A 12629-nucleotide genomic window follows, 5' to 3' on the forward strand; every position below is an offset into this window, starting at 1 on the left:
GGGGGACGGGAGAGACATGCAGGAGCGGGCGGGGTGGCCGAGCGCGAGTCGGCTCGTTCCTCCCCGCCCCGCCCCTCTTTTTAGGCCGACCGCGCCAGGCGGAGGCCGGTAAACTGCCAGGCCGCCTCGGGCGGGAAGAAGTTCCGGTACGTCGGGCGGATGTGGGCGCGCGGCGTGGCGACCGACCCGCCCCGCAGGACGAACTGGTTGGCCATGAACTTGCCGTTGTACTCGCCCAGCGCGCCCTCGACGGGCCGGTAGCCCGGGTACGGGCTGTACTGGCTGTGCGTCCACTGCCACGCCTCCCCGAACATCTGGCGCAGACCCGCCCCGCCCCCGGCGCTCGGCGCGCCGTCGCCGCCGGCCGGCGAGGCGGACGCGTTCGGGTGGAACCGCTCGCCCTCGACGAACGCCGTGGGCGGGGCGGGGGCCAGGCCCGAGCCGTCCCAGACGGACCGTGCGGCGACCTCCCACTCGGCCTCGGACGGCAGCCGCGCGCCGGCCCAGCGGGCGTAGGCGTCGGCCTCGAAGTAGGTCAGGTGCGTGACCGGCTCGTGCGGGTCGACCGGGCGCATCCCCGCCAGCGTGTAGTGCGAGAACCCGAGCGGCGCGTCCTCGTCGCGCTCCCAGTAGAACGGCTCGTCCCAGCCGCGCGCCTCGCGCTCGGCCCAGCCCAGCGACAGCCAGAGCGGGGCGGTGTCGTAGCCGCCGTCCGCGATAAACTCGGCGTACTCGCCGCACGTCACCAGGCGGTCGCCGATCTCGAACGCCTCGACAAAGGCCCGGTGGCGCGGCCCCTCGTTGTCGAAGTGGAACCGCTCGGCGGCCGTCGCCCCGCCCAGCGCCTTGCCAATCTCGTGGAGGCCGGCCTCGAACGGCCGCCAGCCCAGCGGCCCCGGGTTCTCGGCGCCCACGAGCGGCCGCTCGCGGAGGGCGGGGCGGAGCGGGTTGACCGAGAACACGTGCTTGAGGTCGGTCACCATGAGCTCCTGGTGCTGCTGCTCGTGATTCAGCCCCACCTCGATCACGCCGGCGACGGCGTCGGAGTCCGCCCCGCCCGCGTCGAGGAACCGGCGCATGGCGTCGGTCACGTGGTGGCGGTAGGCGAAGACCTCCTCGACCGTGGGCCGCGAGAGGTAGCCGCGCTGCGCACGGCAGTGGCGCTCGCCGGCCTGGACGTAGTAGCTGTTGAACAGGAACGGGTAGCGCTCGTCGTAGAGCGCGTAGCCTTCGGCGTGGGGCGTGAGCACGAAGGTCTCCCAGAACCACGTCGTGTGGGCCAGGTGCCACTTGGTCGGGCTCACGTCGGCCATCGACTGGACGACGTAGTCCTCGGTCACGAGCCCCTCGCACAGACGCTCGGTCTGGGCGCGGACGGCGGCGAACCGCTCGGAAACGGACGTGGAAACGGCGGGCGGGGCGGCGGGCATGGCGGGGTGGGGGAGCGGTAGGGGGTTACGCGGAGCGGGTCGGCGGCGTTCAGGACAAGGCGTCGGGCGGGGCGAGCTCCGTCACCACGTCCGCCCCGCCCTCGATCGTCCGGTGGACGGGGCACTTGTCGGCGATCTCGGCCAGCTTGGCGCGGGCGTCGTCGTCCAGGTCGCCCTCGAACCGGAGCGTCCGCGTCAGGCGGTCGAGGCGGGCGCCGCCCGTCTCGCACGCTTGGCAGTCGGTGGCGTGGACCTTGGCGTGCGCCACGTCGACCTCGACGGCGTCGAGCGGGAGCCCCTTGCGGTCGGCGTACATCCGCACGGTCATGGCGGTGCACGCGCCGAGGGCCATGCCGAGCAGGTCGTACGGCGTCGGGCCGCTCTCGGTGCCGCCGACCGACCGCGGCTCGTCGGCGGCGACACCGAACCCGCGCGCCGACATCTGGGTGCGGAACCCGCTCTTCCCGATCTGCACGCGCACCGTAGGATCGGCGTAGGCGAACCCGTCGCCGGCGGCTCCGTCCCCGGCCGCCCCGCCCTCGGCGGCGTCGCTCGTGGCGGGCGGGGTGGCGTCGGGCGCCGGGCAGAGGTACCGCCCCGCCCAGGCGGCGAGGACGTCGGCGACGTAGCGGGCGTCGCCCGCGTCGCTCAGCAGGTGGTCGGCGCCGTCGAGCGAGACGAAGCTCTTGGGGTGCCGCGCGGCCTGGAAAATGTGGCGGGCCTGCTCGACGCCGACCGCCCGGTCCTGGGGCGAGTGGAACACGAGGAGCGCCCGGTCGAGCCGCGCGATCCGGTCGTGCATGGCGTCGTGGCTCTCCAGGTCGTCCAGGAACTCCCGGCGGACCGTGAACGGCCGCCCGCCGATGTCGACCCTCGCCTCGCCCCGGGTCGTGATCTCGTCCTCGGCGTCCACGAACAGGCGGCGGACGTGGGCCGGGTCGCACGGCGCCGCGATCGTCGCCACGGCCCGCGACGACGGGACGCGCTCGGCGGCCGCGAGCACGGCCGCCCCGCCCAGCGAGTGGCCGACGAGGAGCTGCGGCCCCTCACCCCGCTCGGCCTCCAGGAAGGCCGCGGCGTCCACGAGGTCCTGGACCGTGGTCGAAAACGACGTGTTCTCGAAGGCGCCCTCAGACCGTCCCAAGCCCGTGAAGTCGACGGCCAGCACGCCCACGCCGCGCTCCGCGAGCGCCGAGCCGATGCGGCGGACGGCGTGGAGGTCCTTGGAGCAGGTAAAGCAGTGCGCGAAGAGCGCGTAGGCGGAGGGCTCGCCGCTGTCCGGCAGGTCGAGGCGGGCCGCGAGCGCCGCCCCGCCCTCGCGGGGGATCATCAGTCGTTCAGAGCGCGGCATGAGGGGCGGGGTGGGGGAGGGACGCGGCTGTAGACGCCGCGAGTCCGCTCGGTCCTACCGCCCCGCCCTCACCGTCGGCGGGCGGGGCGGGGTGTTTCGGCTCGACCCTCTCGTCCTTCAACCTTTCTTGATGTCCGTGTCGCCGTCGTCGTCGCGGACGTCGGTGTCGTCGTCGGCGCGGCCTTGGGGCGTGGGGGCGTCTTCCTGGTCGACCTCGGTCACGGGGTCGTCGGCGGAGGCGTCTTGGGGGCGGGGCATGTCGGGCATGGGGACTCGGGAGCAGGTGGGCGCGTCTAAGGCCGCCCCGATCCGCTCAGTTCCGCCCCGCCCCTTTGTCCGCCCCGCCCTGCCTCGTCGCCCTCTACACCGCGCCTGCCGCCGGGGCGCCCGTCGTGCGCGTGCCCGAGGCGCGCGCGCTGGCGGGGCGGGGGCTGGAGGGCGACCGCTACGCGGCCGGCGAGGGCTCGTTCAGCCGGTGGCCCGGGCGCGGCCGCGCCGTGACGCTGATATCGGCCGAGGCGCTCCGCGAGGCGGAGGCCGCGTTCGACGTGTCGCTCTCGGCCGGCGAGCACCGCCGGAACCTCGTGGTCGAGGGGCTGGACCCGGCCCTCCTGCGCGGTGTCCCGTTCCAGATCGGCGAGGCCCGCTTCGAGGGCGTCCGCCTGTGCGCGCCGTGCAAGTACCTCGTGCGCGTGACGGGCCAGGCTGAGGCGTTCGACGCGCTCGTCGGGCGGGGCGGCCTCCGCGCCGAGGTCGCCGCCGGGGGTACGATCCGCGAGGGCGACGCCGTCCTGTGGGACCCGGCCGACCGCGCCCGCGCGCGCCGGCTCCCGGGGTAACATGGGCCGCCCCGCCCGGCGGGGGGCGAGTACTCGGTACGGGGTACTCGGTACAGAGGGCGCGAGGGCGGGGTGGACGCCGCCCCGCCCGTGCGCCTCGGCCCGACGGCGTTGCATGCAACGCCGCTACGGCGGCCGCCCCGCCCTCGGCGTGGGCGGGGTGGCGCAGCTTGCCCCCGCGGACATTCCGGCCGTTTTCCGCCCCGCCCGGTGGCGCCGCCCCGCCCCGCCAGGCATCTTCCCGTACCCCGTACCCCGTACCCCGTACCCCGTACCCCGTACCGATGCCCGCGATTCCCGACTCGACGATCGACGAGGTCCGCTCCGCGTCCGACCTCGTGGACGTGGTGAGCGACCGGGTGCGCCTGAAGAAGCAGGGGAAAAACTACATGGGGCTGTGCCCCTTCCACAACGAGAAGTCGCCCTCGTTCTCGGTCGACGCGGCGCAAAACCTCTACTACTGCTTCGGGTGCCGGCGGGGCGGCGACGTGTTCAAGTTCGTCGAGGAGATCGAGGGCGTCGGGTTTTTGGACTCGGTCCGCCTGCTCGCCGACCGCGCCGGGATCACGATCCAGGAGGAGGGGGCGGGGCCGGAGGCCGACCGGAAGGGGACGCTGCTCGCCGCGCTCCGCTTTGCGGCCGGGTTCTACTTCGACCAACTCAAGACGCCGGCCGGCGAGCGCGCCCTGGCCTACCTCAAAGAGCGGGGGTTCACCAAAGAGGCCGTCGTCGCCTTCGGGATCGGCGCGGCGCCGGACTCATGGGACGCCCTCGCCACGGCCGCCGAGGCGGCCGGGTTCAAGCCCGACGTGCTCGAAGCGGTCGGCCTCGTGAAGTCGCGCGAGGGCGGGGCGGGGGGGCGGGGCGGGCACTACGACGTGTTCCGCGACCGGCTCATGTTCCCCATCCTCTCGCCCATCGGGAAGGTGCTCGGGTTCGGCGGGCGCATCCTCCCCGACACGCGGACCGGCAGCGACGACTACACGCCGGCCAAGTACGTCAACTCGCCCGAGACCGAGGTCTACCACAAGGGCCGCGTGCTCTACGGGATGAAGCAGTCCAAGCGCGCGATCCGCACCGAGCGCGAGGCGATCGTGGTCGAGGGCTACGCCGACGTGGTGGCGCTGTGGCAGGCCGGCGTGCAGAACGTGGTCGCTGCCAGCGGCACGGCGCTCACGCCGCAGCAGATGGGCCTCCTGCGCAAGCTCGACGTGCAGCGGCTCGTCCTCCTCTTCGACGCCGACGCCGCCGGGCGGGGCGCGGCGCGGAAGGGCGTGGACCTCGCGCTCGACGCCGGCCTCGCGCCCTACGCCGTCACGCTCCCGGACGGAGCCGACCCCGACTCGTTCGTCCGCCAGTTCGGCGCCGACGCCTTCCGCGCGTTCCTCCGCGACGAGCGCCAGGACTTTGTCGCCTTCCTCGTCGCCGGCGCCCAGCGCGACGGCTCGCTCGACACGCCCGAGGGAAAGTCGGCCGCCGTCCGCGACGTGCTGGCGACGATCAAGCGGCTCAAGGACCCGATCCAGGCCGGCGAGTACGTCCGCCAGGCCGCCTCGGCGCTCGGCGTCTACGAGACCGACCTCCGGCGCCAGTACGACGGGCAGGCCCCGCCCCGCCGCCCCGCCCCGCGTCCAGACGAGGAGGAGCCCGCCGCCCCGCCCCCGCCCGTCGTCCGGGTCAAGCCCGAGGAGGTGTCGCTGCTCCGGCTCATGCTGGCCCACGGGGCCGCGATGGTCGAGCACGTGCTGACGCGGATGGGGACCGACGAGTTTACCGAGGGCGCCCCGCGCGACGCCGTCGAGGCCATCATCGCCCAGTTCGAGGCGGGCCAGATCGACCCGACCCCGTTCGTCCGCGGCGCCTACGGCGACGCCGTGCGCGGGCTCGTGGCCGAGGCGCTCTCCGAGCGCCACGGGCTCAGCGAGAACTGGGAGGGCAAGGTGGGCGTGGCCCCCAAGGGCCGCGACGACGACCCGTTCGCCTCGGCGACGAGCTCGATGCGGCTCCTCAAGCTCGACCGCGTCCAGGAGGCTGTGACTGCGGCCATGCGCGAGATCCAGGTCCGCGAGCGGGGCGGGGAGGACATCGCCGACCTTCAGGCCGACGTCAACGCGCTCAACGAGCTCCGCCGCCAGATCGAGCGCGACGAGTTCCTCGAGTGGCCGGGCGGGGCGGGGGAGGAGGCGACGGGCGACGAGTGACGAAGGGCGGGGACGCCGCCCCGTCCGGCGCCGCTCGGGCGGGGCGGAGGCTGTTCGGATGGGGCGGGGCGGCGGCCCGCGCCGCCCGCGTCGAGTGCCACCCCGCCCGGGCCGAGGCGCCGGCAGTCCCCCTCCTGGCCAGGAGGGGCTAGGGGTGGTTGCCGGGCGGGCGGGGCGGCCTGAACAGGCGCCGCCCCGCCCTCGTGCCACGACCCGACGGGTTGTATGCAACGCCGCTACGACGGCCGCCCTGCCCACGTCGCGGGCGGACCCAAAGGGCGGGGTGGCGCATCGTGCCTCGCCGCCCGCCGCCCGCCGCCCGCCGCCCGCATTCGGCGCGCGCCGGGAGCGTCCGCGCCGGCCGTGCGTTCAACCGCTCCCCCCGCCCCAAGCCCATGCCGAAGAAGACCGACCCCGCCCCGCCCGCCGGCGACGGCGCCCCCTCGCCCGACGCCGACGCGCCCACGACGCACGAGGGCGGGGCGGCCACGTCCACGGCGGAGACGGGGGCGCGCAAGCCCACGACGGCGGACGTCGACACGCCCGGCGTTGCGGACGCCGAGGGCGGGGCGGTCCCGCTCGACCAGACGCTCCCGCTCGCCGTCGAGTCCCGGCCCGTCCCCGAGGGCGCCCCGCTCGACCACCCGGCGTACTACTTCAACCGGGAGCTGAGCTGGATCGACTTCAACTGGCGCGTCTTCTACCAGGCCCTCGACCCGCGCACGCCGCTCATCGAGCGCGTCCGGTTCATCGCCATCACGGCCAACAACCTCGACGAGTTCTACCGCAAGCGGATCGGCGGGCTCAAGCGCCAGCTCGGCGCCGGCGTCCGCGCGCTCTCGCCCGACGGCCGGACGCCGCGCGAGCAGCTCGACCTGTCCAGCGGGGCCGCGCTCACCATGCAGCGGCGGACGTCGGGGCTGTGGGAGGACGAGATCCGCCCCGCCCTCGCTGACGCCGGCCTCGCGATCCGGGACTACGACGACCTCGACGCCGAGGCGCAGGCCCGCCTGGACGACCACTTCCAGCGGCACCTCTACCCCATCCTCACCCCGCTCGCCGTCGACTCGGGCCACCCGTTCCCGTTCATCTCCAACCTCTCGCTGTCGCTGGCCTTCACGCTGCGGCACCCGGGCCGGGGCACCGAGCACTTTGCGCGGCTCAAGATCCCGACCGGGCGGGGCCGGTGGGTCCCCGTCGGCGACGGGTCGCTCGACGTGGTCGCCGTCGAGGACCTGATCCGCCACAACGCCGAGTCCCTGTTCCGGGGCATGAACGTCGTCGGCGTCCACGCCTTCCGCGTGACCCGGAACGCGAGCGTGGAGCGGAGCGAGGAGGAGGCCGACGACCTGCTGGCGATGATCTCCGAGGAGCTCCGCGAGCGGCGGTTCTCCGAGGTCGTCCGCGTCGAGGTCGAGGCGTCGATGCCGCGGCGCGTCCGGTCACTCATCACGCGCGAGCTGGACCTCGACGAGGCCCAGGACCTCATCGAGGTGGAAGGGCTCCTCGACCTCGCCGGCCTCATGGCGCTGGGAGACGCCGACCTCCCGCACCTCAAGGACCTCCCGTGGGAGCCCGTCGTTCCGGTCCGGCTCCGCCATCAGGGGCTCGAAGACGAGGACGACATGTTCGCGGCCATCCGCTCCGGCGACCTCCTGGTGCACCACCCGTACGAGAGCTTCGCGGCCTCGGTCCAGCGGTTCGTCGAGGAGGCCGCCGAGGACCCCAAGGTGCTCGCCATCAAGATGACGCTGTACCGGACGAGCCAGGACAGCCCCATCGTCCGCGCGCTGATCCGGGCGGCCGAGGCCGGCAAGCAGGTGGCCGCGCTCGTCGAGCTCAAGGCCCGGTTCGACGAGGCCAACAACATCGAGTGGGCGCAGCGGCTCGAACGCGCCGGCGCGCACGTGACGTACGGGCTCGTCGGGCTCAAGACGCACGCGAAGACGACGCTCGTGGTCCGCGAGGAGGGCGACCGGCTGCGGACCTACGCCCACCTCGGCACGGGCAACTACAACCCGACGACGGCCCGGTTCTACACCGACTTCGGACTCTTCACGTGCCGCGACGAGATCGGCGACGACCTCGTGGGCCTCTTCCACTTTCTCACCGGCTACGCCCCCGAGCAGGAGTACACGACGCTGGTGGTCGCCCCGCGCGACCTGCGCGCCCGGTTCGTCGAGCTCATCCGCCGCGAGGCCAGCCACGCGCGGGCGGGGCGGCGCGGGCGGATCGTGGCCAAGATGAACGCGCTCGACGACGTCGGCATCATCCGCGAGCTGTACAAGGCGAGCCGGGCCGGCGTCGAGATCGACCTCATCGTCCGCGGCCACACGCGGATGCGGCCCGGCCTCGTGGGCGCGTCCGAGAACGTGCGCATCGTGTCGCTCGTGGGCCGCTTCCTCGAGCACAGCCGGATCTACTACTTCCACAACGACGGCGGGCACCCCGACGTCCTCATCGGCTCGGCCGATTGGATGCGCCGCAACCTGGACGACCGCGTCGAGGTCGTGGTCCCGGTCGAGGACGAGACGGCGCGGGGGCGGCTCCTCCGCACGCTCCAGTTCTGCCTCGACGACAACCGCCAGGCGTGGGACCTCGCGCCAGACGGCCGCTACACGCTCCGCCAGCCGGACGCGGGCGAGCCGGTCCGAGCCTTCCACGACACGCTCATGCAGCGCGCCCGCCGGCGCGTCGAGGAGGACGCGGCATGGACGTTTTGAGGGGACGAGGGGAGAGGGAAGGGGCACGCGCGCGCACGTCCCGCCCCGCCCAACGCGCACAGTCGGCGGGGGCGGGGCGGCCTGAGCAGACGGTCCCCGACCGCCCCGCCCCCACGGAGCCGCCCCGCCCCGCCCGCGCCGCGCGGGCGGGGTGGTGGAGGACGGTGGGCGGGGCGGCCCTGCTCCTGCTCGCCGCGTGCGCGCCGGAGCCGCGCGAGCCGTCGCCGGAGCAGCAGGCCGTCTTCGCGCAGCCGGTCGACGCCGAGCTCGTGGTGCCGGCCGAGCGCAACGCGCTCGCCTACACCGTCACCCGCGTCGAGGCGCCGGCCGGCGCGACGGTCCGCCTGGTCATGGACAACACGGCGTCGACGTCGCTGGCCATGATCCACAACGTGGTCGTGGTCGCGGACTCGGCCGCCGTCGAGCGCGTGGGCGAGGCGGCCGCGGGCGTCCGCGACGACGTCCCGCTCGACGAGGCCGTCCTGGTCCTCACCCCGCTCGCCGGGCCGGGCGAGCGGACGGCCGTCGTGTTCACGATGCCGCCGCCGGGCGAGTACCCGTTTATCTGCACCTACCCCGGCCACTACCGCTTCATGCAGGGCGTCCTCGTCTCCACCCCGCCCGAGGTGAGGAGGGATACGGGATAGGGGAGGGCGGGATGGGCAGGCGCCGACGTGGTTGTACGCAGACGCTGTCCGCCGCCACCCCGCCCCGAAACGACGCCGCCCCGCCCGGAGCAACGGGCAGGGCGGTAGGGCCGGCGGGCGCTTCGTCTACGGCACGAGCGGGGCCAGCTGCGGCGGGCGGGGCGGGAGCGGCTCCATCGTCGGGCGGCGGAGCGGCGGCGTCGCGGACGGGATCTCCCCGCGGCCCAGGTTCACGCGCGGATCGGCGGCCAGGAGCGTCTCGGTCGTGGCGACGAGGTTGCGGAAGTTCTTGGTCCGCCACACCGAGCGGTGGATGCGAGCCACCTTCGCCTGCGTCTGGCGGTAGCGCGAGTCGGGGTTCTGCTCGGCGAGCGCCTGGAGCTGGTCGTGGATCCGGTCCATCCGCCGCTGGATCGACGACGTGAACCCGAAGTCGCCGGCCTCACGGACGAGCTGGGTGTAAGCCCGGTCGACCGACGTGACCTCGGACGGGTCGATCAGGAACGTGGTCTCGTCGAACGCCTGCACGTCGCCGACCACGTCGAGACCAACGCGGCGGAGCACCGACGCCGACCCGATCGGGAGGAAAAAGCGGACGGGCTCGCCGTCGGCGCTCGACGACAGGCGGAGGTCGCCGGCCGCTGGGACGCCGTCGCCGCGCGGGGCGGGGAGGGCGATGTGCGGGTTGAGCGCCCGGAACTTCGCGTACATCGTCGCGCCCTCGACCGGCCCCCACGTCAGCCGCCGCTCGTGCGGGGCGAGCGCGTCGAGCACCTGCGAGAGACGGGCCATGGCGCCGGGGCGGAGCCGGACGAGCTCGCCGCGGAACGACTGCTCGGGCTGGACGAGGTCGCCCTCGGTCGCGCGGAGCGAGCCGTACGCCTTGAGCACGTAGGCCCGCGAGTGCGGCCCGAACGACGACACCTCGTCGACCTGCTCGAACCCGTCGGTCACGCCCCACATGTAGGCGTCCGAGACGTGGGCGCCGCGGACCTGGCCGGGGTTGGCTTTCAGGTACTCGCGGTAGAGCTTGAAGATGTTGCCCGGGCCGGTGTGGTACGCCGAGACGCCTGGAAGCTCGTGGCCCACGGCGTTGGCGTAGGCGCGGACGAGCATGAGCGAGGGCTCCATGGCCAGGAGCGGGTGCCGCTGCTCGCGGACTTGGACCGCCCCGCCCGAGGCCACGGGCAGCGCGTACTGCTCGACGCCAAACATGCCCATGATGTCGGGCATGAGCTGGAACCGGCTCTGCGCCCCGGCCGACGAGATGAGCTGGTCCTGGTTGAACGTCTCGACCGTCCCGATCTCGGTCGGGAGCAGGCTGAGCCCGAGCCGCCGCGCGAGGTTGACCTCGTAGGCGAGGTAGGGCGCGTCGCGCTCACGGGCCTCCCGCGTCTGGTCGGCGTAGCCCCACCGGATCACCAGGGCCGAACGCGGGACGCCGTAGTCCGTCCACTTTTTGCGGAGATCGGTCGTCAGCGTCCGCCGCGCGCGGTTGACTTGGTCCCAATCCGCCTGGCCGGACCCGCGGAAGCGGTCGCGGTCGCCGCGGAGCTGGGCCACCTCGAGTGTCTCGCCCGTCCGGTTGTCGAGGACGCGGACCGTAAAGTTGTCGTCGACCCCGTACGCCTTCTGGTACATGTCGAGCCGCCAGCGGAAGTCGGCCAGGTGGCTGGTCGATACGTCGGCGCCCACGGCCGCGCCGGCGAACGCGCCGGCGAAGTACTGGGCAAACAGCCGGTCGGGGTGGATGTCGAGCCCGCTGAACGTGAACGGGTCGTTGGGGTCGAGCGGGACGACTGCGGCCTCGGCCGCCCCCTGAGGCGGGGCGCTCGTCGGAGCCGCCGCGCCCACGTCGCCGCCGGTGGCGACGAAGACGCCGAGCCCGAGGGCCGCGAACGCGCCCAGCGCGACGAGCGGCGTACGAAGACTCTCTCGGAACGCGCGGCGCCCGCGGGCGCCCTGCGGCGAGGTGTCGTCGGCCGGGTCCAGCGGCTCGCCGACGGCGTCGACGGGCGCCACGTCGGCGTCGTCCGGGAGCGGGCGGAAGCGGGGGTCTGAGGGCGTAGACATGGGGCGGGCGGGGCGGGGTCTCGAGCGGGGGCCGTTAGCTAACGGCCCTCTATTCAAAAACCGCGCCCGCCCCTCACAGTTCCTTCAGAGACCGATTCCGGCCCTGTTCTCCCGCCCCGCCCGGGCACGCGCGACCAAGTCCTCGAACACCGCGTCCAGCGGCGGACTCATAGCTTCGGGGTGGAACTGGAGCCCCACGAACGTGCCGTCGGCCGTCTCGATGGCCTCGACCGTCCCGTCCGGCGCCCGCGCCGAAACGACGAGGCCGGCGCCAGGCTCGGCGACCGCCTGGACGTGCCGCGTGTTGACGTCCACCGCGCCTCCGACGAGCGCGTGCAGCCGCGTGCCCGGCTCGACGGCGACCGGATGCGTGGTCCCGCCCCGCCCGCTGCTGTGGATGTCGGCGTCGGCGTCGCGCTGGACGTCGGCGTAGATCGTGCCGCCGCGGAGCGCGCTCGCGAGCTGCATCCCGTAGCAGACCCCGAGCGCTGGGCGGCGGGCGTCGAGAAAGGCCCGGAGCAGGCGGACGTCGGACGCCGTGCGGGCGGGGTGGGTCTCGTCGATGTCGTCGGGGAGCGCGCCCACGAGCCCGTCGGTGACGGCCGGGCCGCCGGTGACGACGAGGCCGTCGAGGAGCGCGGCAAAGGCGTCGGCGGCCTCGTCCGTTTCGAGCATTGGGACCAACAGCGGCAGCCCGCCCGCTCGCTCGACGGCGCGGACGTAGGCGAGGTCGAGCCGCTGTTCGAGGGCGCCGCTCTCGGTCGGGTTGAGCGACGTCGTGATCCCGATGCGCGGGCGGGGCGGCGTCTGAGTGGCAGATAGCACGTGTTCAGGTAGCAGGTGGAGTCAGCGGCGGACGCGTCTGCGCCCGTGATGCGGACGAGGGCGGGGCGGGGGTGGCTCCCGTGACTCCAGAGACGGACGCGCGGCCACCGCCCCGCCCCTACGTGCGGCGAGGGCGTACGGCGAGGGCGGGGCGGTGGCCTCACGCCGGACTGCCGGCCGCCCCTCAGCGCAGGTCGCGGAGCGTGAGGCGGCCGGGGAGCGGGGCGGCGTCCGGCGCGAGCCCGAGGAGCACCGCGCCCTCCTGCCGGAACGACGACGTCACGGGCGGGGCGAAGGCGCCGGCGTCGAGCTCCGCGTGGAGCGCCGTCTTGATGGTCCGCCGCCCCGCCCCGCTCGTCGACGCGCCGTGGACGACGCGGACGGTCGAGCGCCCGCGCCGGGCGGCCTCGACCACGGCGGCGTGGGCGAGCCCGAGCGCCTCGTCGACGCGGGCGCCGTGGAGGTCGAGGGTGACGGTGCGGCCGTCGTCGTCGAGCCGGGGGCGGAGCACGGGGCGGGGCGTGAGGAGGCCCCAAAGGT

General features: G+C 74.3%; 10 protein-coding genes. 4 read left to right on the forward strand and 6 right to left on the reverse strand.

The window, feature by feature from the left end; translation table 11 throughout:
- Positions 1 to 80 precede the first annotated feature (80 nt).
- From egtB to RQM47_RS09815, 3 genes are all read right to left on the reverse strand, one after another.
- Positions 81 to 1430, reverse strand: a complete 1350-nt coding sequence (egtB, locus tag RQM47_RS09805; protein ID WP_314008741.1) for an ergothioneine biosynthesis protein EgtB — start codon at positions 1428 to 1430, stop codon at positions 81 to 83.
- Between the two features lie 49 nt (positions 1431 to 1479).
- A complete protein-coding gene (locus tag RQM47_RS09810; RefSeq protein WP_314008744.1) occupies positions 1480 to 2781 on the reverse strand; it encodes a bifunctional alpha/beta hydrolase/OsmC family protein in 1302 nt (433 codons plus the stop codon).
- 117 nt (positions 2782 to 2898) lie between these two features.
- Entirely contained in the window at positions 2899 to 3039 is a 141-nt protein-coding gene (locus tag RQM47_RS09815) for a hypothetical protein (protein ID WP_311665458.1), read from the reverse strand.
- 74 nt (positions 3040 to 3113) lie between these two features.
- On the opposite strand from RQM47_RS09815, the gene RQM47_RS09820 reads away from it, so the two are divergent.
- The 4 genes from RQM47_RS09820 (at position 3114) to RQM47_RS09835 (ending at position 9191) form a co-directional block, all read left to right on the forward strand.
- Positions 3114 to 3620, forward strand: coding sequence for an MOSC domain-containing protein (locus RQM47_RS09820; RefSeq protein ID WP_314008746.1), 507 nt, complete (start codon positions 3114 to 3116; stop codon positions 3618 to 3620).
- Positions 3621 to 3904: 284 nt separating this feature from the next.
- On the forward strand, positions 3905 to 5821 hold the full coding sequence (gene dnaG, locus RQM47_RS09825; RefSeq protein WP_314008748.1) for a DNA primase: 1917 nt from the start codon (positions 3905 to 3907) through the stop codon (positions 5819 to 5821).
- Between the two features lie 395 nt (positions 5822 to 6216).
- Positions 6217 to 8544 (forward strand): polyphosphate kinase 1, encoded by a 2328-nt coding sequence (gene ppk1, locus RQM47_RS09830; protein ID WP_314008750.1) that lies wholly within the window; start codon positions 6217 to 6219, stop codon positions 8542 to 8544.
- Positions 8532 to 9191 carry a plastocyanin/azurin family copper-binding protein gene (locus RQM47_RS09835; RefSeq protein WP_314008751.1) on the forward strand — a complete coding sequence of 220 codons (660 nt, stop codon included), beginning with the start codon at positions 8532 to 8534 and terminating at the stop codon, positions 9189 to 9191. Before ppk1 ends, RQM47_RS09835 begins: the two co-directional genes overlap by 13 nt.
- Before the next feature lie 126 nt (positions 9192 to 9317).
- On the opposite strand, the gene RQM47_RS09840 is transcribed toward RQM47_RS09835, so the two are convergent.
- The 3 genes from RQM47_RS09840 to RQM47_RS09850 form a co-directional block, all read right to left on the reverse strand.
- A complete protein-coding gene (locus tag RQM47_RS09840) occupies positions 9318 to 11264 on the reverse strand; it encodes a hypothetical protein (RefSeq protein ID WP_311664951.1) in 1947 nt (648 codons plus the stop codon).
- A gap of 84 nt (positions 11265 to 11348) precedes the next feature.
- On the reverse strand, positions 11349 to 12089 hold the full coding sequence (locus RQM47_RS09845) for a gamma-glutamyl-gamma-aminobutyrate hydrolase family protein (RefSeq protein WP_311664949.1): 741 nt from the start codon (positions 12087 to 12089) through the stop codon (positions 11349 to 11351).
- Between the two features lie 184 nt (positions 12090 to 12273).
- A complete protein-coding gene (locus tag RQM47_RS09850; protein WP_311664947.1) occupies positions 12274 to 12600 on the reverse strand; it encodes a Smr/MutS family protein in 327 nt (108 codons plus the stop codon).
- Positions 12601 to 12629: the final 29 nt, after the last annotated feature.

This window comes from Rubrivirga sp. S365 (genome assembly GCF_032248475.1).
Lineage (GTDB): Bacteria > Bacteroidota > Rhodothermia > Rhodothermales > Rubricoccaceae > Rubrivirga > Rubrivirga litoralis.